Below are 23436 nucleotides of genomic sequence, written 5' to 3' on the forward strand. Positions count from 1 at the left end.
ACGCGCGTCGTTGCGAAGCTGCTGGCCTACATGGTGGGGTTTGTCGCCAACGAGGCCCTGGGTCGCCCCGGAACAGCCCTGAAGAGCCTCTATCGATGATTTACCCATAGCACAAGACGTTCTGAGAGGCCCTCAGATGCTTCGAGAAGGCTTAATGCCACACGACCCGACCTTATACGAATGTACATTAGCGCGAAGACTGAGGCATCCTTCGCCTGTCTCGTGTTTCCCAGATAGGGGGCAGCTGGTCTCTAATTCCGTAATCTGGTGCCATCTAAGTACTTTTTCTCTTCTCACTCAACCTCGCCAGTCACTTACTCTCGCATAAGAACTACCTGGTTACCATGACTGAAACTACACCTCTTGAGCATTCGGATGATACAGACTCGCCCAACGCCTCCCCCGAACCCACCGAGCGCGATGCCTTGGGCCGCCTCTTCCAGCGCTCCCAGCGCCTGCGGCAAGCCGATCACTACCGCGCCTTTCTCGACTTCATTGCGCGCCTGTCCCACTACTCCCCGTTTAACAGCGCGCTGCTTCATGTGCAGCGCCCAGGCGCGATGTACTTCGCCACCGAAAGCCAGTGGCGGGGGCGCTTCGGGCGACACGTGAAGACCGGCGCCCGGCCTTGCGTCATCCTCCAGCCCTTTGGCCCGATCCTCTTCGTCTTCGCAGCGAAGGACACCAAACCCGGCGACGACGGCACGTCGCTTCCCGAGCGCGTCACCGAGCCCTTTGCGGTAGACGGAAGCCTGGACCCGGCCACCTGGCGCCGCGCCGCTGCGCATTGCGAAGACAAGGAACGCGTCAAGGTGGAGTTTAACCCGGAGTGGCCTGCGCACCGGGCTGGATCTATTGCTTCGAACGGGCCACGCTTCGATGCCCCCAGCCGCTACACACACGTCGCACGGCTTCGCGGCCCAGATACAACCTCATTTAACGGACGCTCTCATGAGAACAGATCTCATCAAGAAGACTTTCATCAACGAGCCCCTCACCGAGAACAGGCCTGCAACAACCCGGTCAACGGAGCGGGCGTCCGCGGAGGGCGCGTCTCATCGGGAGTAGACACCGCCGAGGAGCAGTACGCCGCCTTCGCCCATGAAATGGCTCATCTCTTCTGCGGGCACCTCGGCAGCACGGAGACCGACTGGTGGCCCGATCGGCGCAGCCTCACTCCTGCCCAACGCGAGATTGAAGCGGAGTCGGTGGCCTACCTCGTGTGTCGCCGCGCCGGACTGCACAGCCTCTCGGAGCGCTACCTGTACCGGCACATCTCGGGCGCAGCAGCCGCAAGCGAATCTGCACACGCTACGCATACCGATGCAGGCCCTTCCGATGTTGACTCTTCGGATGCAGTCCCTTCGGATGCAGATCAGCCGTCCTCACCGTCTGGCGAGCGTGACACCAATCTGCTCCCTACCATCGGAATTGAGACGGTCCTCAAGGCCGTGACCTACATTGAGGATATGGGCACATCCGGCTTTGAATCGAAGCGCGACTTCAGCTGAAAACGTGCCGCTCCGTCTTCAGTCTACTCTGCCCGCCTCGTCTACCGCACAGATGCGTACGCGACCAAAGGTGCACATGGAGTTGAGTGCGGCCTCGCCGTTCAGAAAAGGCGACCTCAGCGGCCTGCGGAGCAGCGGCTTACGAAGCGGCGATTCCGGAGGTGATGGGCTCCTGTGATGGGCTGCCTGATGGACATGACATGTCTGCTCAAGCGCGTCAGCCGTTAACTACTTCCGCTCCAGCTCGTCCAAGGTCCGCCCGTTGCCGTCGACCCAGGCTTTCCAGCCGTTGACGTGCATCCCTTGAACGATGACTGCCGCGCCGGAGGGCGAGCTGAAGGCATGGTCCTCCGTGAACACAAGGGCCCCGTTCTCCTCTTGCGGCTCCAGGACGCCGTCCTGGGCGAGGCGCTGCCGACGGGTCCCAGAGGAAGTAAACCCCGACACGCTGCACCTCATCGCGGCCTTCTGCCACTTTCAGCTTCGACCGCGGGACCTGTACGGCCTGTACCGTCCGGCTGGTCACCTCCGCAATGCGGACGCTACGCGCGTTACCGTCAGGGAGGAAGACCTGGATGGTTTTAGGGCGAGAATGAGACATAAGCCTGAAGTCAGTTGGAGCAGTGAAAACAAGCTGTAACGGGCTTGACCATCTCGTCGCTGATCGCCGAAGACGCGGCGGGGTAGCAGCTGGAACTGATGTTTTCGTGAGGGGGCTCTGGACCTCAACATGAATCCGTGTACGAGTCAACCGCGGTTGACTCCGGGGAGTTCGGCCCGCATCGGTGGACGAGGTTCGGTCCTCAAGTGAACCGAGCGCGGCGCATCCTGTACAACGCGGTGCATTATGCAACCATAACACACCATATTCCGCAAACCTCCAAGGCTTATGTCTGCACTTACCTTAAAAGGCGTTCCCGAAGAGGTCATGGACCGCATTCGGGCATTGGCTGATACCGAACGTCGCAGCCTCAACCAACAAGCCATCTTGCTGCTGGAGCGAGCCGTCGCCGAACAGCCGGATTCGTTTGGGACTGCCTACCGTCGCTTCCGCGACTGGCATGGGCCCTCGCCGCTCACCGAGGGCGACCTCAACGACCTGCGGAGCGATGATCCTGGACGCGAGGTGCGCCTGTGATTCGCTACCTCCTGGACACGAATATTATCTCCGAGCCGGCCCGGCCCGAGCCCAATGCTGCTGTCGTAGACCGCTTGGATGCACACGGCGGGGACATCGCTTTACCTGCTCCCGCCTGGCATGAGCTCGTCTACGGCGTCCGGCGGATGCCGGAAGGCAAACGCCGCCAATATCTGGCCAACTACCTTGCGGAGGTGGTACGCCCGTCTATGCCCGTCATTCCGTATGACCACGAGGCCGCCCGTTGGCACGGGGAGGCCCGCGCTGACCTGGAGGCGCAGGGACGCACGCAGCCGTTCGTAGATGGACAAATCGCAGCTGTAGCCGCCACACGGTCGCTCATCCTCGTTACGCGCAATACATCCGATTTTGAGGCCTATGAAGCGCTGACCGGGGATCTGCACATCGAGAACTGGTTTCTCCCCTGATAGCAAATGCAGGCGCAGGGCCCTACGACTGTCTTCACCGATCCATTGCTGTAGCGCGGCGTTGCACCTGCATCAGCACCTCTTGTCGGCACATCTTGGAAGTCCTCGATCTGTTCGTGCTCCGTAAAACGGACCACTGACTGGAAATCATCTGCTGGAGCATTCCTCAAGAGGACTCGTGCGGGAGGTCCATCGGGGAAAAAACATGTGTGCAAATCAGTCGTCGATTCACTGTTACGAGGCTGCTGATCAGCCTGCAAGCTTCGGCTCGGCCAGTTGCGTTCGCCTCCCCCGGTTCGTACGTTACTTGTGGGGTTGTGCGTAGCACATCAGACGGCAGTGCATCCCCACACGTCAGCTCGCTCAGCTCACTCATCTGTTCGCACCGCCCATGGCAACCCCCTCGTTCACGCCTGGCACCGTCGTATCCGCCCGTAATCGCCTCTGGCGCGTTGACCAGCAAGAAGGCGAGGTGCTCACGGCTACGCCCCTCGACGGTAGCCAGAGCCGCACACGGCGCTTCTACTTGCCCGTTGAGCCCGTTGAGCGAGGCGAACTGGAGCGGCCCAATCAGAACGTAGTCGGCACCATACAGGCGCAGGACCTGCTATTGCGTGCCCACCGGCTCAGCATGCTACACGGCACCGCCCCGCTGCTCAGTCTGCAACGCAGCCGCGTGATCCCGAAAAACTACCAGCTGGTGCCCGTCGCGATGGCGCTGGAGATGCAGCAGCGCGTGCGCATGCTCATCGCTGACGATGTCGGACTTGGCAAGACCATCGAAGCCGGCCTCATCATCACCGAGCTGATGGCCCGCCAGCAGGCCTCGCGGGTGCTGGTCGTCGTTCCCGCGTCGCTGCGTGAGCAGTGGAAGGAGGCGCTCACGTACTTCTTTCACTTGCCTGCTCGCATCATCTCGACGCGACACCGCCGCACCATGGAGCGCGAACTGCCCGCAGGCGTGAGCCCGTGGGAGCAGTTTCCGGTGCTTATTACCTCGATTGACTACGCGAAGCAGCCCGCTATCAAAAACCAGATCCTGGAGCAGTCATGGGATGTGGCGCTGTTTGACGAGGCCCACCTGGCCGCCAAGCCCCATGCCAGCCGGGCAGATACACAGGCCACCACTGAGCGGTGGGAGTTCGCACGCGCTATTGCAGAGAGCCCCGACATCCGCCACCTGCTTCTGCTCACGGCCACCCCGCACAACGGATACACCGACACATTCGCCAGCCTGCTTCGCTTGCTGGGTGAGAACCTGGTTGGCGGTACCTTGCACAACCCGTCCATTCAGCGGTCGGCTGCTCAACGGCATGTCTGCCAGCGTCGCCGCCAAGACGTGCAAGAGTGGTTCGGGGAAGCGGGAGAAACCAGTCCGTTCCCTGACCGCGACCAGGAGGAGGTCATTATTCCGCCTACGCAGTACGAGCGCGCCGCGATCGATGCGGTGGAAGCGTACGGCGAGCAGATCCTTGCCAGCGCCGAACACGGCGGCGCCCACTCGAAGACCCTGGCCAACTGGACTGTGCTTCACCTCCACAAGCGCGCGCTCAGTTCGCCGGCTGCCCTGCGAGCCTCGCTGGCCAATCGCAAGAAGAGCCTCACGCAACGCGCCAAAGAGGAACTGGGCGTCGAGGTCGCGATCTCGGAGTCTGAGGCCAAGGCCACGGTGCTCGATGAGGACACCGGCGAGCGCCTCAACGACGAGGAGGCCGCCGAGCGCACCGAGCGCACGGTCTTCGGGGATCTGGAGGCCATTCGGAATGAAATCACCCACCTCGAATCCGCCATTGCCGAAGCCGGCACGGTCACGCCCTCACGCGACAGCAAGCTGCGCGAGCTTACCCGCACGGTCTTGCCCAACCGCCTGCGCGACGACCCGAAGGTCATCGTGTTCACGCGGTACACCGACACGATGGACTACCTCGCTAAGGAGATTGCCGACTCAAAGCGGCTGGGGGATACGGAGGTGTTTACTATCTACGGACAGCTCTCGGAAACCAAGCGCCGCGAGGTCTTCCAGCAGTTCGACGCGGCTGAGAAGGCCGTTCTCGTCGCCACAGATGCCATTTCTGAGGGCATCAACCTGCAGCATGCGGCCGGACAGGTCATCCACTACGAGCTGCCCTGGAATCCCAACCGGTTGGAGCAGCGCAACGGGCGTGTGGACCGCTTTGGGCAGCGCCGCGACACCGTCTATATCCGCACGATGGTGATGGACGAGACGCTCGACGCCAGCATCATGAAGGTGCTGGTGCGCAAAGCAGCTAAGATCCGCGCTGATTATGGCTTCTCACCGCCCTACTTCGGGGAAGACACCGACATCATGGAGTTGCTTGCTCAGCACGAAATTTCGCTGGGCCCGAAGCAGCTCACGCTCTTTGGGGACGGAGAGACTGCGTCGGGAGATGGCGCGCCCGCTGAAGCTCCCGAGGATCCCTTCTCGACCGATACGCTCGACCGCATCAAAGGCGATAGCTTCTACGGACAGACCCACGTGCAACTGCCCGACATCGAGGAGCGGCTGCAGCGCACTGAACGCACAATTGGATCGCCCGAACAGATTGAGCACTTCGTGCGGAGCGGGCTCAGCCGGTTTGGATGCCAGGTCAAAGAACGCGCCGATGGCACCCTTCGCATCAGCGTAACGGATCCCGCACTGCGCGTCGAATCGGTAGGCCGCGCAATCGAGCATGCCACGTTCGACCCCGAACAGGGGCTGGACGCGCCCGACATTACGGTACTCGACCTGGGGCACCCGCTCGTGCGGCAGTTGATCGATGTGGTGAAGCAGGATGCTTTCGAGGAAGATACCACACACTACGGACGCACCGCCTACCGCGTGACGGAATCCGCGCCCGAGGTGACCGTGGTGGCGCATCTGCTGGCCCGCTATGCTACGGCGACGGATACGAATGCCTCCACCGCGGTGCTCGAAGAACTGGTGCCCGTTGGCATTCCGGTGTACGGAGAGACGCCCCTGGATCCGGATACCGTCCAGAAGCTCTTGCGTAGCGCACCTACGTCGCAGACGCGCAGCGATAGCGAGGTGCAAGAGGTCTTGGACGACCTGGACACTTTTCATCCAGACGCCGACACCTACTTCGAGGAGGCGCTCGAACAGCGGCGGCAGGCACTTATCGACGAGCGCGCTGCCATGCACGATGAGCTCAACGACGATCCCAAGGCCACCGCCACGACCTGGGCCCGCGGCCTCACCGACATCGCGCCGGGCCACTTCGACGTACTCACGTTTACGGTCTACTTTCCAGCGTAGCCTCCCTAATAGGTCCCCAATTTCAAATGTCTCGCCTGTTTAGCCACGTTGCAAGTAAAGTTGGACATAATACCGAAGATCTTGCAACGGAGGCCCTTTTCTATATCCTGCAGTCCGATGAGGTGCTGCTGGAGGCGTTTGTCGCACATGTGAATGACGTCTCGGGCGCTACACTTGAGGCTGATATGCGGCTGGCAACGCAGAAAACAACCACTGATGGTGGGCGCCCAGACCTAATTGGCTGGGTGCGCGGAAGCGAACGTCGTCTCTTTGTTGAATCCAAGTTTGGCGCCAGCCTCTCGGGAAACCAGCCCACGGGTTACCTGGATGAATTGGAAAGTGAAAGTGGGTCTGTACTTCTACTTCTTGTCCCAGATCGACGAAAATTACCGATTTGGAGAGAGGTCGCATCCAAATGCGCAGAAGACGGATACACGCCAGAAGTAGACGCTTCGACGTATCATATACATTTCGACTCTGGACAGCATCTTTCAATAACTACATGGAGCAAGGTCCTGAACATACTTGAGCAAGCTGCTCTGAACCATTCTGCAATCGAAGCAGCGGAGGATCTGCGGCAGCTTCGCGCGTTGTGTGAACAGCAAGGAAGCGGCGTATTCCGACCGTTTAAGGAAAATGAGTTTGATCCGTGGATTGCGGAGCGGATAATCGATCTTCATGACATCGTAGACGATCTCAAAGGGTCGCTCGAAAGCCAATCAACCGCATGGAACGTCACATCGAAGAAGGTTACCCTCTCTAATATGAACTACCGGTTTTTTGCCACGCTCTTCGGTTGCGAAGCTGAAATCGGGGTGCGATATCGCTGGTGGGCCAAGCGCGGTCTTTCACCGCTCTGGATGCGGCTGTTCACCGGGAATCGGAAGACGCAATACAGAGGCAAAGAGCTATTAGAGTGGCCTCGGCCTGTTTTTGAAGGCGACGACTTTGGACCAACCCATCTTCTGATTCCTTTCGAGACACCGACAGGTCTCGGGCGCCAGGATGTCGTCCGCCATCTTGTTGACCAACTCCAGTTCATCGCTACCCGGCTCGAACCTGTTCTTGCCAGCAACAACTGAACTCAACCGTTCATCTCGCTTTTCGCCCCCCCGACCATTCCCCCATGCCCGACACGCCTTCCCACATCACCACCTCTGGCGGACTTCTCACCCAGGCTGTTGTCGACGAGTTGCGCGAGGCGGCGGTCTCGCGCTCGCACATGGACGCGCCGTCGTTTGCGCTGCCGTGGACGCCTGCTCCGACCACCGAGAACGCGCTCAACGACGACATCGCGACGGCCTGGGAGCTGCTTAAGGAGCGGTGGGATAGCATCCAGCAGGAGCCGGGCGGGCTCGATGCGCTCGATACCTCGGCCGTGCGCCGCCGCTGGCTCATCCCGCTGTGTAGCCTGCTCGACTTCAGCCCGCAGTACCAGCAGGGCCACCTGCGCCCGACCGATGACGACGCGCTGCGCTTCCCGATATCGCACCGAGGCTGGATCTCCCCCAAGGCCCCGAATCCGCCCCCGGTGCATCTGCTGCCTGCCACGCAACTGCTCGACGAGCGCCACGGCAGCGGACGCGGCCCCAAGGCCAAGTCGCCGCACGACATGGTGCAGCTCTTCCTGAATGTAAGCCCCGACGACCGCTGGGCGCTGCTCTCCAACGGACGCACGCTGCGCCTCCTGCGCAACTACCACCACACCTTCTCGAAAGGCTACATCCAGTTCGACCTCGAAAGCATCTTCGAGACGCGCGCCTACGCCGACTTCCGCGCGCTCTACCGTCTGGGCCACGCCAGTCGCTTTCGCATCCTACCGGCCCCAGAAGACGACAGCGAGGCCGCCTGCCCGCTCGAATCCATTCACCAGACTGCCCGTGCCGCTGGGGTGAAAGTCGGCGAGAAGCTGCGCCCGCAGGTGCGCACCGCCATCGAGCATCTCGCCAATGGCTTCCTGCAAGGAGATGCGGAGCTGATCGACCTCCTGCAAGACGACATCGACGCCGCCCGCGCGTTCTATCGCGATGTGCTGCGCGTGGTGTATCGCATGCTGTTTCTGCTGTTTGCCGAGCAGCGCGGCCTCGTGCCCGATGCCAGTGCCCCACGCGCCGATCTCTACTGGAGCGACTACAGCCTGACCGCCCTCCGCGAGCAGGCCGAGTCGGGCGTGCCCCGCAGCGATCGCCACACCGATCTGTGGCAGGGCCTCACCACTACGTTCAAGATGGTGCGCAAAGGCACCGAAGCGCTCGGGGTCTTCGGATACAACGGCGAACTCTTTGCCACCGGGCCCGACACCTATCTTGAAGGGCGTGCCTGCGACAACACCCGGCTGCTGCAGGCCATCCGGGCGCTTACTCTGATTGAGGATGAGGGCGTGCTGCAGCGCATCTCCTACGTCGATCTCGGGGTCGACGAGCTGGGCTCGGTCTACGAAAGCCTGCTCGACTTCACCCCGCGCGTGACCACCGACCCCGAAACCATCGATGGCGACGAATTCGCTGCGGGCACCTTCGTGCTCGACCCGCGCGGACTGGAGCGCAAGCAGTCCGGCTCCTACTACACCGACGACTCGCTCGTTAACGAGCTCATCAAAAGCGCGCTCCTGCCTGTCATGCGCGATCGTCTGCAGCGGGCTGGACTGCCCGTTCGGTCGGTTCAGGGGGATGCGGAGGCCGCTGGCGGGTTGCTGGAGGACTACGCCGAACTCGACGCCTCCGCCCGTAACGCGGGGACAGCTGCGCTGTTGGATATGGACATCGTGGATCCGGCCGCTGGGAGCGGGCACTTTCTCGTGGCCGCAAACAACGTGATGGGCGCTGAAATTGCCCGGCTGCGCACCGGCGATGCGTATCCGCACGAGCGCACTATCCGCCAGGCCACGCGCGACGTGCTCGCCCAGTGCATCTACGCGGTAGACCTCAACCCGATGGCGGTGGAACTCTGCAAGGTGAGCCTGTGGATTAACGCCAGCGTAGACAACGAGCCGCTGAACTTTCTGGATCACCACATCAAATGCGGTAACTCGCTCATCGGCGCCACGCCCGATCTGCTCAAAGACGGCGTACCCTACGAGGCGTTCGACCACACCCGCTCGGGTACGCACCGCGAACAGGCCAAAGAAATGCGCAAGCGCAATCGTACGGAACGCCGCGAGAGCAAAGACGGCATCGGGGTGCAACTCGGCGCGTTCGCCGAAGGCATGACCACCGACCCCGGCACGGCATACACGGCGGGCGACTTCGTGCAGCTTGCACAGGCTAATCCAAAAAAGGCCCGCGAGGTGTACCGCTCATGGAGTCAGGACCCGAGCCGCCAGCGGGCCAAGTTGGAGGCAGATGCGTGGACCGCTGCCTTTTTCTGGCCGATCGACGCGTACACCGAATGGGCACCGACCTATGGCGAGGTCTTTCGCCTGCAACGCGAAGGGCCCGGCGCCATTCCAGCCGAAGAGGCCGAGCGAATCAAGTCCCTGGCCGACCGCCACCGCTTCTTTCACTGGCATCTGGAGTTCCCCGAGGTGTTCGCCAACGGAGAACATCCTGAGCGACCAGGGGGAGTCGAAGGATCCCCACAAAACGGGCAAACGGATGGACAGGCACGTCCGTCAACAAGCTCAGGACCGGGCTTCGACGTGGTGCTGGGCAACCCGCCGTGGGAACGCATCAAGCTACAGGAGAAAGAGTTCTTCGCCGTAAAAGCACCCGACATTGCCGGGGCCTCCACCGCCGCCAAGCGCAAGAAGAAAATCAAGCACCTGAAAGCCGACGGCGACCCGCTGTACGACGAGTACCAGCAAGCGCAGCAGTTCAGCGAGGCGTTCAGTACGTACCTGCGCGAGAGCGGGCGCTACGACCTCACCGCGGTGGGCGATGTCAACCTGTACCAGATCTTTGCCGGACTCGTGCGGCAGGTGATAGATGCTACGGGCCGCGTGGGCGTGATTGTGCCCAGCGGCATCGCCACGGATTACTACACGCAGGACTTCTTCAACGCGCTTGTTGATAACCGCGAACTCGTCAGCCTCTACGACTTCGAGAACCGTAAGCCGCTTTTCCACGGCGTGGACAGCCGCATGAAGTTCTGCCTGCTCACGCTCACCGGGTCGGGCGCGCCGCAGCCGGCAATCGACTTTGCCTTCTTCCTGACGCAGACCGAGCATCTAAGCGACACCGACCGGCACTTCACGCTCTCGCCCGAAGAACTCTACGCCATCAACCCAAACACCGGCACCTGCCCTACCTTCCGCTCGAAGCGGGATGCGGAGCTTACCAAAAAGCTGTATGATGCCGCGCTGGTGCTCATTAATGAGCCAGAAGATGAGAACCCGTGGGGCGTGTCATTCTCCACGATGTTCCACATGTCCGGCGACAGCGATCTCTTCCACACGCGGGAGGAGTTAGAAGCAGAGGGGTTTGTGCTGGAGGGCAATCGGTTTGTGCGTGGCGAGGAAGTGTTTTTGCCGTTGTATGAGGCAAAGATGTTTCACCAGTTCGATCACCGCTTTGCCACGTACGAGACAACTGAAGACTCAAGAGATGTAACTCCCGAAGAGCATGTCCAAGCACAAAAACAGGTGGTACCACGCTATTGGATCCGGAAAACCAAGATTGACCGTGGTGAGAGTTCTTGGCTCGCCTTTCGCGACATAGCTCGAAATACTGACGTGCGGACGGCAATGTTGACCTTTCTACCTCCGATGGGGGTAGGACATACAGCTCCCCTGATTTTTGATGGTCACATGCTTACAAACACGCTTTGCCTTACCGCTTCAGCAAACTCGTTCTGTGTTGATTACGCAGTTCGCCAAAAGCTGAGTGGCACCCACCTCACATATTCCATACTCAAACAACTCCCCGTCCACCCACCTGAGCGGTACACGCCGGAACTGCTCGAATACATCGTTCCCCGCGTGCTGGAGCTCACCTATACCGCGTGGGACCTGGCCGCGTTTGCCGATGACGTATGGAGCGAGTCCAGCGACACCCTGCGCGAGGCTATCAAGACGCAGTGGCAGTCCAACACCGAAGCCACCGGCGGCGGGCACCGAGGCAAGCGCATGCCCGTTTGGCTTCATTCTGTTCCCGAAGACCGGTTCACCTCGGTTCCGTATCAGCACACCGACCCGTTTCCCAATCCTCGTTTCCCCCACGAACCGTTCATGTGGAACGAGGAGCGCCGCACCCACCTCCGCGCCGACCTCGACGGGCTGTACGGCCACCTCTACGGACTGGAGCGCAACGAACTCGCCTACATCCTCGACACCTTCCCCATCGTCAAGCGCAAAGACAAAGCCGAACACGGCGAATACCGCACCAAGCGGCTGGTGCTGGAGGCGTATGATCGGTTGGCCGGGAGCGAACTGGTCTCCGCATCCAACAGCGGCCTCACCACCCTCACCGAGGACGACGAAGACGCCCTGAGCGATGACAGCGACGCGCACCGCGACGGCGTGGAAGCCGAGTTGCGCGCCCTGCTCGGAGACCTTGACGACGACCCGAGCGCAACGGAAGACGTGGAGACCGAGACGAGCGAAGTCGAGCGCGTCCGGCGGAGCGACGCCTTCCGCATTGGCGTGCGCAAGCTATACGGCCACCAGTGCTGCATCTGCGGCGCCGACGCCCGTGGCACCGGCGACGGCAGTTCCATCGTGGACGCCGCGCACATCGTCCCGCGACACAAAGGCGGCCCCGACGACCCACGCAACGGCCTTGCGCTCTGCAAGAACCACCACTGGGCCTACGACCAGGGCCTCTTCCACATCGACCCTGACGAACGCGCCGTGCAGGTCCGCCCCAACCTGCCCAACGACCGCGACTACCGTTTCCTGAAGGCGTACGACGGCGAGCCGATCGCCGAGCCGGAAGTCGAGCCCGAGCGGTATCGTCCGCATGAGGTGTTTTTGCGGTGGCGGGCCGAGACAACCAAAGAAGAGACTACTTAAGATTCGCATATTTCGTTTTCTTCTTCTACAAATGAGTGGCATTCTTACCCGTGCTTGAATCCATTCAAAACACGCTCACTGTTGACGCGCTCATGACGGAGCGCGAACAACTGGTCACGATCAACCGGGCGGAAGACCCATCAGCAGTTCAGGGAAAGGTTCGGGAATTGGAGATCAATCAGGTCCCCGTGATGGACAACGGTTCTGTCGCCGGACTTATGATTGCCAACCCGAAAGACCGAAAGCTGCCGGATACTGGCAACTACGAGCAGATAGCACCGAGGTGGCTCGTATCAGCAGATACATCAATTCGGCGCCTGATTGACATTCTGGACGGGGATCAGCATCCTGCCCGATTTGTCTTCCAAGAAGATCGCGTGGTTGGGCTGGTCACATATGCAGATCTCAACAATGCGGTAGCGCGCACTGCCCTATACTTGCTGATTTCGCAGTTGGAAATCAATCTCGCCCATCTCTTGCGGCACCACGAAAAGAGCTCATGGACATACGTGGAGCATCTCAGCAAGAGACGGCAAGAGAGATTTGCTGAGTTGAAACAGGAAATGGCCGAAAAAGATGTGACGCACGACCCGATTGAGCACTTCAATCTGACGGATGTTTTTCGAGCTGTTAGAAATGAGCCGACCTTACGCAAGGGCATCGGGTTTGACTCCAAAAACAAGTTCGATGGTGCAAAAAGTGGTATCAACGAGATGCGTAAGAGCGTAGCTCATTCCGTGCGGCTGGTGGTTGACTCAGTAGAGGGGGTATCGTCAGTCAACCACAGGTGCGAACGCATAGAAGAGTTGCTGGATCGAATAGCGTCGTATCGTTCGTAGCACATTTCCGAGAAGGAACTGTCGCCTATTCGCGATTATGACAGAATCATTCGAGTAACCAGAAAGCATCGCGAAGCCCTCAAAAACGCACGAGCCCATGGATACCGATAACAGCACCAGTCCATACGCCGGTCTGCAAACGACTGCCAGGGCTTGCGGTTGGAACAGCAAAGCATTATTCTATATATAGAATATTGAGTCATATGGAGTGGAGTATAGAGTTCTACCGTAACAACAAAGGGGAGGAGCCGGCACGAACCTTTCTTGAGTCCCTTAATCCGTCGGAGCGGAGTGCATTCCAAACGCGGGCAACATACGTGAAGATGAAGGGACCCCGAGTGAAAAACGGTGTCATGACGAACGTACAAGGCGTAAAAGGGCTGTACCGTCTCAAGATTAAGTCTGAAAACAACCCGCGTTTTCTTCTGTGCGCCGTAGCAGGACGACGCTTTTTCGTTCTGCACGGATTCAAGGAGAAAGACGCCAGCGACTACAAGAAAGCCGTTAAGAAAGCCATCCCGCGGCAGAAAGCAGTTCAGCGGGCATACGGATGACGACTGATGCCTGCATTCCGAGCAACACCAGCCAACCACAACACAACGACCTATGAGCATGGAAGAAAAGATCAGTGACATCACATTCTCGGAAGAGGACTTTGCCGACCTGGACATTCCTGAGGAGGATCAGGGAGCCTTTGAACCTGCGGGTAGCGACGCAATTGCGGTCACTCAGTCTCTCATCCCCGACACTCCCGAGACGCGCCGTGCAGGCAAGAAAGAAGCGCTGCGGATCACGCTAACGGACGCCATGCGACGCGCCCGCAAGCAGGCTGATCTCACACAGGCTCAGTTGGCGGACCGTCTTGGAGACGGCGTATCGCAGAGCTGGGTCTCCAAGCTTGAAAGCGCAAACTACGACCACCAGATCGAATCGGTACTCGACTACCTTAGCGCGCTGGAGGCTGAACTTGGGATTACTATTTTCACGAAGGACGGGCCTATTCCGGTGAAATACGAAGAGCTTGCTGGAGAAGGCAACATGCATTATGTGCCTCGCAACGCACCGCATATTCAGCAATTTCCCGGTGGCTATGCAGATCCCTACCACCAACGTGTAGCAGCCTGATTCTCTTCTTTTAGCCCTCTACCCATGTTTGATCCATCGTCCGAAGAGCTACCCCCACCTGAGAAGTACCAGGACTTCGTTCAGGATGTGGAATTACGCAACGCCAGACTTGTACACTGCAATGTTGAGTCGCTGGCCCCACTCGGCCAAGATGCCCAGGTATCCTACAAAATTGAGACCGAGAACGAGTTCGTACAGCACGACGAAGGGTTCGAAGCCCTTCAGCAGTGCTCCCTTTCTTTCTTTGTAGAGGAGGGAAGCGAAGATACAGCCGTCGGGCATATTGACGTCACGTACGGTTTCGCATACGCCTGCACCTTCGAGGATGACGCGTACCCGATAGACGCTTACCTGCGGGTATTTGAACAAGTGAGCCTGCCGATCAACGCCTGGCCATTCATCCGGCAGTTCGTGCACGATACGACGCAGCGCATGAGCTGGCCTGCTCTCATGCTTCCCCTCCTGAAGTCGGACGCGGAAGAGCCCTCTGGCGCCGACGAATCCGATTCGTGAACGGCGCATCACATCACTTACCATCTGTCGAATCTCCCAATAGCACCTCTCTTATTCAGCATGTCTGATTATCAAACCAAACGCATCCTGATCTGGGGCAAGACCTACCCGGAGCTAAGTACGAAATACGGTGAAACGGTGTGCACCGCTGGTTGCCTGGAAGATGGAAGCCCTGTCCGAATCTATCCTGTTCCTTTTCGTCATCTCAAAAAGGAGGAAAAGTATAAAGCATATCAGTGGATTGAAGCTCCAATTCGCCGTCGAAGCGGTAAAGACCCACGTCCCGAGAGTTACGGGATCCGTGCTGAAAAAATCATGTCGGCGGAACGTATCAAGCCTGACGACGGGTGGATGGCGCGTCGAAAGGTGATTGAGCGAGACACGTCTTGGCACTTCGATACGGCCAGGGAACTGAAGAAATCACAACGCCAGAGTGATCAATCATTGGGTATCGTTCCAGTGGCGAAGGTCACCGACGTCTACGTTGAGGAACGAAGTCCAGAGAAGGAAGAAGAGCATGTGCAAAAGCTTGAAGCCATTCGGAGCCAGAAGGACCTATTCCAGACCGAACGAACCCCTTGGCTCGACTTTCAGAAGCATCGTATCTGTGTCAGATGGTACTGCGGAAAAACACCTGACAACCCGCACTCCGACTGTAATGGGCATGATATGAACATTCTGGACTGGGGACTCGGAGAACTCACTCGACGAGAAGGTCCCGAAAAGGCTCGTCAGAAGATTGAGTCGATCTGTAACCCACGGAAGAACGAGCTTAAGTTTTTTCTGGGCAATATGCAACGGTACCCGCAATCATTTACAATTGTCGGGCTGTGGTATCCGAAGCGAGCCGATGTGGAGCGCCGAAGCACTCCTCTTTTTGATTAGCACACTGCAACTTCTGCTTCGACGAGCTCAAATCGGACAACTGCAACCTCGTGGGAGGGTGGAAGACCGACGAGATCATAGAACTGCTCAAGGCTGTCTGCCATTCCGCCCTCAGCTTGCAAGTCGTCTTTAGGCATGTTTTCTAACGCTTCCCAGTATGGACGTTCGGTGAGTCGGATCTCTGCAATTTTGCTTCCTCCGGCAATGGGGATGCGGTCATATGCATCGTGGATGTGTCGGCCCTCATCATACCAGCGCTGCCAGTTCGCCATATGCGAGGGCTTCCAGTCGCGCCGGGTCACTGTCTTTTGTCCAGACAGGAGCTCATCGCGCGTAAGCGAAAACGTGATAATAGCCATCAGGACAGGGGCTCCATGAAGTAACATTGGTATGTTATTTTACTAACGTACAGGTTTCTCTTTCCGTATCCTGAGAAATTGAAGTGATTCCAATGCACAGCAGAGCATCTGCCCGCTGAGCTACGAAGAAGCCGTAGCACCTCCACGGCGTGCAAAATAAGCAAATAGCCACACTGCCTGTGCCAAGCGTTGTCCAAGCCGACTCCGCCCTGCTACGCCAGTTGCTCCCCCGGGATCTGTCGGCACTTCTCTGGTTAGGATAGGGTTTGCATCAACAAACCTTCATCTGCGTACGCTACCTGTAAACACGACAGTAGACTCACGTCAAACACAGCTTATGCCCGCGACGCTGCCCACGTTGGACGTTACCCCGGCTGTGCGCACAGCCCTACAGGAGACCCGTACAGCGCTGCGCGACCTCTACGATGATCGCCTGGTACGTCTCATCGTCTTTGGATCGCAGGCCCGCGGCGAGGCCCACGCAGAAAGCGATGTGGACGTGTTAATCGTGCTTGACGCTCCGGTTGACGCGCTCACGGAGGCGCGGCGCACAAGCGGCCTGATCATGGACATTGCTTCAAGGCACGGTGTGGCTCTCTCGTTTGTGCACCTGAGCGGGAAAGAGTTTGCTCACAAAGACCGCCCGCTTCTTCGCAATATTGACCGGGAGGGGGTGGTGCTGTGAGTGATACCGACCAAGCGCTTATGGAAAAAGCCCGCCAGGCGCTCGATGACGCCCGTCTACTTTTGCAGCACAAACGGGCCGAGGCCGCTGTCAATCGAGCGTATTATGCGGCCTTTCATGCAGCACGGGCTGCCCTGCTCACAGAGGACGAAACCCCCAGTTCGCATGCCGGCGTAAAGACCCGGTTCTCGTACCACTTCGTTCGCACCGGTCGTATTCCGCACGCTACGGCAAGCACCCTCGCCGAAGCGGAGACAATGCGCAACCGCGCCGACTACGACGCCTTTGCTGTGTTCGAGTTAGACGCTGCCGCAGATATGATCAACGACGTTGAGCAATTGATTGAGGCAATTGCTGATGTACGTTGACTCCAAACTGTTGGGCTGCTGTACCCATCTCATCATCTGTCTCAACCCATTCTCCCAATCCAGTTCCTCTTCGCACCCATGAACCCCTTCCACGTCCTTCGTGACACCCAGAACGCCTATCAGCGCTACGTCCACACCTTCCAGCAATTCCGCAACCCCCAGATCGAGTCGTGGGTGCAGGATCGCGTTGACCAGGGTACGCTGCTCTGGAAAGACCCGTATATCCAGCTCGCCCGGCGCTTCAAAACCGGCGACTCGCTTCAGACGCTCGTCGATGACGGGCTGCTTCATCCCGACACGCCGGCCTGCTTCACCGTGGACGCTGGCGACCGCGCTGCCCCGCCGATCACGCCGTACAAGCATCAGTCCACCGCAATCCGGCAGGTACAAAACCAGCACAACACTATCGTAGCCACGGGCACCGGGTCGGGGAAGTCGTTTGCATTTGGGATCCCAATTGTGAGCGACTGCCTGCAGATGCGCGAGGCGGGTATTGATGGCATCAAAGCCGTCATCATCTACCCGATGAATGCGCTGGCGAACTCGCAGTACGAGGACTTTGCGCAGCGCTTGCGCGGGTCGGGGCTTACGCTGGGGCGCTACACCGGCGATACGGCCTCGACCGAAGACCAGGCCCTGCAGGATTTCCGGAAAGCCACCGGACGCGAACATCCGTACGACAGCGAGGTGATCAGCCGGGAAGAGATTCAGGCGGATCCGCCCGACATCCTCATGACCAATTACGTCATGCTGGAGCTGCTGCTTACGCGTTTCCGGGATCGCGACCTGTTCCCAGCAGGGCGCCAGAATGCCCTCCGGTTCCTCGTGCTCGACGAGGTGCACACCTACACCGGCAACCGCGGCTCCGACGTGGCCTGCCTGATCCGTCGCCTGAAGCAGCACACCGGCACCACCGGGCAGTTGCGCTGCATTGCCACCAGTGCTACGGTGCAGAGCGGCGAAGGCGAAGACGCCGAGCAACTCATCGCCGACTTCGCCACCAAGCTGTTCGGAGAGCCCTTCGAGCGGGAGCACGTGGTCGGCGAATCCTATCGTCCGCCCATCAGCACTGGCGACCAGGATCTGGCCGCCGAGGTCCAGGTGACCGATGCCATGGTCGAGGACTTCGACGGGGGCCCGGAGCAGACCGCGACGCTGGCCGAGGCGCTACTCGGGCGCTCTCTGAGCAAGGACGAGCGCACCGGTACCAGACTCGGTCAGGCACTGAACGCGCAGGCCACGATGCACTTTCTGGAGCATCAGCTGGATGCGGGGGCCAAGCGCCTCCCTGACATGATCGACGACTACCGCGAGGCGTACCGGCCTGCAGCCTCCCGATCTGAAGCGCTCCGTGAACTGATGGCTGCGCTTCTGGTGGGTACGGCTCCCATGACCCGCCAGCCCCACAGCAGCGACCTGGCCGCCCGATTTGTCCCGAAGCTCCACGCCTTCTTTTCACAGGGCCGCGGCATCACCACCTGTCTCACCCCCGAAGGCCCTCACCTGAACGATCGCGGCGAGCGCACATGCCCCACCTGCGCGCAGGAGCATGACCGGGATCGGATCGCCCTCCCCTTGCAGTTCTGCCGCTCCTGTGGGCAAGAATACTACGGCGTCACGATCGCGGAAGACGGCACAGTATATCCCCGCGAGCTTGGCGGCACGCCCGATGAAGCGATCGGTGGGCAGCCCGCCTATCTGTATCCGCATCACCACGACTTCGACGCGGTCCCGATGCCGGAGAGCTGGCACACGCGCAGCGGCAAGAGCATCCAGAAGCAATACAAGGACGCGGTCCCCACCAACACCACCTACTGCCCGACCTGCAATAAGGTGGATGCCACGTGTAGTCACTCCACACTTGAAGTGGCCGTTCTCACTGAACCGTTTCTGCTCTGCTCGTCGTGTGGCATCAAGCACACGCGGCGTCCACGCGAGTTCAACAAGCTGTTCACCTTCGGCACGGTGGGCCGCTCTACCGCCACCGACATTCTGGTATCGAACACGCTTTCGTCGGTCCCCCAAGGCGAGCGCAAGACGTTGGCGTTCTCCGACAACCGGCAGGATACGGCGTTGCAGGCCGCCCACATGAACAATCTGCAGCAGCGCATCCACTTTCGGCGCGCGGTACTGAACGCACTTGATCCGTCGGGGACGCCAACGCCCTTGAGCGACATGGGCCTGAATATCTTCGACACGATGGAAGCGGCTGACGCGCTGCCTCAATACCAGAAAGAAGACACCGGACGGTTTCGGAGCGATCCGCAGGCGGCCTCCCGCTACCAGACGTACCTGCGGTTTGCGCTTCTGCAAGACATTCAGCGCACCCGCCGCCGCATCCACCAGAACCTGGAAGACACCGGTCTGCTGGAGGTGAAGTACGACGGGCTCAGCGAGCTTGCTGCGGCACAGGCTCTGTGGGACGACGCCCCGGTGCTCGCCCGCTGCACCGACGATGAGCGCCACGACTACATTCGCGGCGTGCTCGACATCATGCGCAAGCGGATGGCCATCCGCGACGACGCGCTGCTGCACTTCAACCGCTTCCGTCGGAAGACCATGGAAAAGCTCAGTGCGGATGTCCTGCTGGAAGACACCTCGTACCTGCGCCCGGTCGGCTTCAGCGACTCGGCCTCTACTGAGACAAAGACCGCCGACGTCCGCCGCTTTACCCACGCTGCCACAACGACGGTAGCGTGGACGAAGCGTGCTCTCAACGTAGAATACAGCGAGGCCCAAGAGATACTGCGTGCGCTGGTTGACATCCTGAGTAGTCGCGACGTCCGCTTTCTGGAGCGCGAGCACATCAAATACGCGGGCGACCTCTACATGCTACCTGCCTCACTTATCCATCTGGCTCGTCACACCGAAACGGTGCACGACGTGTGTCCGCAGTGCGGAAGCGTTCACCACTTTCGGACCCTCGACGTATGCACCGAGCGCAAATGCGACGAGCTGGAGCCGGATGTTGACCTCTCTGACAACTACTTTCGCACCGAATACAGCCGTCCGCTAAGCCGAAGCAGCCAGGTACAGGCGGAAGCGCACAGCGGGCAGGTCGACGGTCAGGAGCGTCGCCAGATTGAGGAGAACTTTCGCGATGAGGACAACCCGCTCAACGTGGTCGTATGCACGCCGACCATGGAGCTCGGGATCGATATTGGAGACCTCTCGAACGTCTTTATGCGGAACGTGCCGCCGAGTCCGTCCAACTACGCGCAGCGGGCCGGGCGGGCCGGGCGGACCGGACAGCCGTCGCTCATCACCGTATTCTGCGGGGCGGGCGTCAACCGGGGCTCGCATGACCAGTACTTCTACCGGCGTCCCGAGAAGATCATTGCGGGAACGATCACTCCACCGCGTTTCCTGCTTGATAACGAGCGGCTCATCCAGACGCACATGCATGCGCTCGTGCTGGAAGTGCTGGCGCACCATGCCTCGTTTAAGCTTCCTACCAAGCCGCGTGAACTGCTCGATGTAGACGCTTCGGAGTATCCCATCTTTCCCTCGCTCTACACAGAGCTGGAACGCAGTATCGACGCGCACTACACAACGATTGAGCAGGCCGTACAAACCGCATTTGCGCGGGAGATCGAGACCTTCGACTGGTTTGGCGCTGATGTCATCGAGCAGGCCATCAAGCGCTTCCCCCAGAGGCTCGATGGGGCATTCACTGCCTGGCGGAATGAGTATGCACAGCTCAAGCAAGAACGCGACGGCATCAACCGCCGACTGGGCCGCGAAGACAGTGAGCGGAGCCTGGAGATTCGACGTTCCGTGATCGAGCGGCGCCTTGGGTCCATGCGGCGTGGACGCGGTGCGTTTTACATGTACCGCTACCTGGGTAGCCAGGGATTTCTGCCTAACTATGCGTTCCCGCGTGACTCGGTCTCGGTCACTTTCTACGACCGGGACGACAGCCTCATGCGCGATCCCGTGCTGGCGCTGCGCGAGTATGCGCCGGGCAACTTCATCTACTATCGAGGTAGCCGGTACGAAGTCAAATACGGGCGTCCACGCACCACGGGCGACAGTGCGCTGGCGTTTGAGAAGCTGCAGGTCTGCCCGGAATGCAATGCCGCTCATCTCGGCGAGGAATCGGCGAAGCGGGAAGCCTGCGGGCGCTGTGGGACCTCACTATCCACGACGCACGCAAACCCACGCGCACTGGCCATGCCCGATATGGTCGCGATCCAACGGCAGTCCATTACCTCCGACGAAGAAGAGCGCCGCCGGTCGGGGTATAGCATGGAGATCTATTACCAGCAAGGACCCGGCGCCACGGAGCATACCATCGACGCAGGCGATGAGGCGCCTGCTATGAAGCTCAGCTACGAGCATAACGGACGCGTGCTCAACGTCAACCGCGGCCCCACCAAAGCCGAACGCGACGACGAGGCCATGGGCTTCGGCTACTGCCAATCGTGCAACGAGTGGCTTGTCACCGAAAAGGCCCTGAGCGACCATGCTGGCGACGACGGCCGGTGCCCACATCATGCACCGCCGGAGCAGGTCGTACGTGGCATCCACCTGTACACCCAGACGCAAAACGACGTCCTCACGGTTGACTGTCCGCTGCCCGAAGACGTCACTGCCGTCGATGCCTTTTACACGACGCTGCGGTATACGCTTCAACAGGCGCTCTCTATCGAGATGGAGCTGGATGAGCGCGAGGTCGACGGCTTCGTCAGCGAGATTCCCAACGCCCCCGACCGCCGCCGCATTGTGCTATACGAGACGCAGGAAGGCGGTACCGGCGCGGTGCAGTCCCTCACCCAGGCGCCTCGCCTGCAGCGCGTGCTCCAGAGCGCTCGCGAGCTCCTGCATGAGCATGACGAAGAGGGCTGCGAAAAAGCATGCTATGAGTGCCTGCTGACGTTCTACAACCAGCGCGACCACGACCTGATCGATCGCACGCTCGTCCTCCCACTGCTCCAGTCCCTGGACACGCTCGATGTGTCAGCCAACCAGCCAAGGCGCGAGGAGCACCTGTATGCCTTGCGCACTCAGTGCGAGTCGGATCTGGAACGCGACGTGCTGGACGCGATCGTAGCTGAGGGGCTCCCCCTGCCCGACGATGCGCAGTACACCCTGCACGACGGCGACACGCCTGTCGCGGAAGCCGACTTTTACTACAAGCCGCGCACCGCGGTCTTTGTGGACGGATCGCCGCATTACAAAGCGCATATCGCCAACGCGGATGCGCACAAGCGCCGCCGCCTCAAGGCCCAGGGGTATCGTATTGCTGTCATCAACTCCTCAGATGACCTTAGCGAGTTGGAGGAACGGGTGCGTCCCCATATTCAATGAGATCTACCACGTATAGCACACGAGGTGCCACTTATCACTGCACTTTCATAGCTGGAACTGCACCTAAATACCAGTTACAACGCCTTCCACAACCGCGATTAAATTAGAAGGCGCAGAACGCTGCTTTTCTCATTTTCTCAGGCATAGCTCACAAAGCTAACGTTTTCGCCTAAGGACTTTATGCGAGTTATGAGCTCGTTGACGTGTTCTGCCGTAGTCGGATGAATGTCATGCATCAGAACCAGACTATCTTCCCGGTTGCTAATCTGATCCATACCATGTTGCACCCAAGCTTTGCTTCTTTTATCCCAGTCCAGCGTGTCAACGTTCCACATAACCTTCAGGTATCCTTCCTCCTGAATTAGCTTATCGACACGGGCATTTGTTGCACCGTATGGTGGCCTGAAAAGAAGAGGCTCAGACGCAAAGTCTCCTATTAGATCTTGCGTCTTTCGGAGCTCATCCTTGATCTCCTGATTCCCTAATTTGGTAAGTTTAGGGTGAGAGTACGTATGATTCGCAATTACGTGACCGTCATTATAGGCCCGCTCAATGATTTCTTGTCCACGACTCGACGCAAGTCGCTTACCAACCACGAAGAATATTCCTTCTATGTCGTGCTCGTTTAATACATCGATTACTTCGGGCGTTGTAGAAGCATCAGGACCATCATCGAAAGTTAAAACAACTTCCCGTGTCCCGTCAAGTGATCCGTAGGTCATATGTGGTTTTGGTGTGTATTGATGTTTCTTCGATTCAATGTTTATTCCAGCTCCATCTTTTCTCAGGTAGCTGACCTAATCCATTGCTGCCAATAATGCCTTAGGCCACAGAGCCCATGGTACATGACAAAAGTTGAGTGTCTCTTCAAACGCGAATGATTGCCTACCCATAGGATATTATCCATAGGGCAGATGAGCCGTCGGTCGTTGAAGCAGGCTCAAACAGCGGAAGAGGGCGGCGTCTTGCCGCTCGGGGGTCGTCAGTATCTGTTGCAACCCATCTAACCCGTACCGGAACAGGCTCTTCGCGCGGCGCTCGTGCGCCTTTT

17 protein-coding genes are annotated in these 23436 nt (G+C 59.4%); 14 read left to right on the forward strand and 3 right to left on the reverse strand.

The features are described from left to right. Positions 1-344 precede the first annotated feature (344 nt). Positions 345-1511, forward strand: coding sequence for a hypothetical protein (locus tag CRI93_RS14615; RefSeq protein ID WP_098063405.1), 1167 nt, complete (start codon positions 345-347; stop codon positions 1509-1511). Between the two features lie 228 nt (positions 1512-1739). Here the strand turns inward: CRI93_RS14615 and CRI93_RS14620 are convergent, their stop codons facing one another. Beyond that, positions 1740-1958 (reverse strand): DUF4357 domain-containing protein, encoded by a 219-nt coding sequence (locus tag CRI93_RS14620; protein WP_176521891.1) that lies wholly within the window; start codon positions 1956-1958, stop codon positions 1740-1742. A 442-nt stretch (positions 1959-2400) separates the two neighbouring features. Between CRI93_RS14620 and CRI93_RS14625 the strand changes: the two genes are divergently transcribed. From CRI93_RS14625 to CRI93_RS14670, 10 genes are all read left to right on the forward strand, one after another. Continuing rightward, positions 2401-2649 (forward strand): ribbon-helix-helix domain-containing protein, encoded by a 249-nt coding sequence (locus CRI93_RS14625; RefSeq protein ID WP_141491736.1) that lies wholly within the window; start codon positions 2401-2403, stop codon positions 2647-2649. Beyond that, positions 2646-3077 (forward strand): type II toxin-antitoxin system VapC family toxin, encoded by a 432-nt coding sequence (locus tag CRI93_RS14630; protein WP_098063410.1) that lies wholly within the window; start codon positions 2646-2648, stop codon positions 3075-3077. The genes CRI93_RS14625 and CRI93_RS14630 overlap by 4 nt, the downstream gene beginning before the upstream one ends. Positions 3078-3468: 391 nt before the next feature. After that, positions 3469-6354 (forward strand): helicase-related protein, encoded by a 2886-nt coding sequence (locus CRI93_RS14635; protein WP_098063412.1) that lies wholly within the window; start codon positions 3469-3471, stop codon positions 6352-6354. Between the two features lie 26 nt (positions 6355-6380). Continuing rightward, positions 6381-7436 (forward strand): hypothetical protein, encoded by a 1056-nt coding sequence (locus tag CRI93_RS14640; protein WP_098063414.1) that lies wholly within the window; start codon positions 6381-6383, stop codon positions 7434-7436. Positions 7437-7480: 44 nt separating this feature from the next. Beyond that, positions 7481-12301, forward strand: a complete 4821-nt coding sequence (locus CRI93_RS14645; protein ID WP_098063416.1) for an HNH endonuclease — start codon at positions 7481-7483, stop codon at positions 12299-12301. 50 nt (positions 12302-12351) lie between these two features. Continuing rightward, the gene (locus tag CRI93_RS14650; protein ID WP_098063418.1) at positions 12352-13140 is read left to right on the forward strand and encodes a CBS domain-containing protein; all 789 of its coding nucleotides are present in this window, start codon (positions 12352-12354) and stop codon (positions 13138-13140) included. Between the two features lie 203 nt (positions 13141-13343). Beyond that, positions 13344-13694 carry a type II toxin-antitoxin system RelE/ParE family toxin gene (locus tag CRI93_RS15715; RefSeq protein WP_098063420.1) on the forward strand — a complete coding sequence of 117 codons (351 nt, stop codon included), beginning with the start codon at positions 13344-13346 and terminating at the stop codon, positions 13692-13694. A gap of 52 nt (positions 13695-13746) precedes the next feature. Beyond that, complete coding sequence (locus CRI93_RS14660) at positions 13747-14265, forward strand: helix-turn-helix domain-containing protein (protein ID WP_217992559.1); 519 nt, start codon at positions 13747-13749, stop codon at positions 14263-14265. Between the two features lie 24 nt (positions 14266-14289). Beyond that, positions 14290-14778 carry a hypothetical protein gene (locus CRI93_RS14665; protein ID WP_098063422.1) on the forward strand — a complete coding sequence of 163 codons (489 nt, stop codon included), beginning with the start codon at positions 14290-14292 and terminating at the stop codon, positions 14776-14778. Between the two features lie 60 nt (positions 14779-14838). After that, positions 14839-15663 (forward strand): hypothetical protein, encoded by an 825-nt coding sequence (locus CRI93_RS14670; RefSeq protein ID WP_098063424.1) that lies wholly within the window; start codon positions 14839-14841, stop codon positions 15661-15663. On the opposite strand, the gene CRI93_RS14675 is transcribed toward CRI93_RS14670, so the two are convergent. Next, positions 15660-16022: an ASCH domain-containing protein gene (locus CRI93_RS14675; protein WP_098063426.1), complete on the reverse strand. Its 363-nt coding sequence runs from the start codon at positions 16020-16022 to the stop codon at positions 15660-15662. The two genes, CRI93_RS14670 and CRI93_RS14675, sit on opposite strands and share 4 nt — an antisense overlap. A 337-nt stretch (positions 16023-16359) precedes the next feature. On the opposite strand from CRI93_RS14675, the gene CRI93_RS14680 reads away from it, so the two are divergent. From CRI93_RS14680 to CRI93_RS14690, 3 genes are all read left to right on the forward strand, one after another. After that, the gene (locus CRI93_RS14680) at positions 16360-16707 is read left to right on the forward strand and encodes a nucleotidyltransferase domain-containing protein (RefSeq protein WP_098063428.1); all 348 of its coding nucleotides are present in this window, start codon (positions 16360-16362) and stop codon (positions 16705-16707) included. Next, positions 16704-17075, forward strand: a complete 372-nt coding sequence (locus tag CRI93_RS14685; protein ID WP_098063430.1) for a HEPN domain-containing protein — start codon at positions 16704-16706, stop codon at positions 17073-17075. Before CRI93_RS14680 ends, CRI93_RS14685 begins: the two co-directional genes overlap by 4 nt. A 78-nt stretch (positions 17076-17153) precedes the next feature. Beyond that, positions 17154-22385 (forward strand): DEAD/DEAH box helicase, encoded by a 5232-nt coding sequence (locus CRI93_RS14690; RefSeq protein WP_098063431.1) that lies wholly within the window; start codon positions 17154-17156, stop codon positions 22383-22385. A gap of 137 nt (positions 22386-22522) precedes the next feature. On the opposite strand, the gene CRI93_RS14695 is transcribed toward CRI93_RS14690, so the two are convergent. Continuing rightward, entirely contained in the window at positions 22523-23107 is a 585-nt protein-coding gene (locus CRI93_RS14695) for a polysaccharide deacetylase family protein (RefSeq protein ID WP_098063433.1), read from the reverse strand. Positions 23108-23436 lie beyond the last annotated feature (329 nt).

The sequence above is a fragment of the Longimonas halophila genome (genome assembly GCF_002554705.1).
Lineage (GTDB): Bacteria > Bacteroidota > Rhodothermia > Rhodothermales > Salinibacteraceae > Longimonas > Longimonas halophila.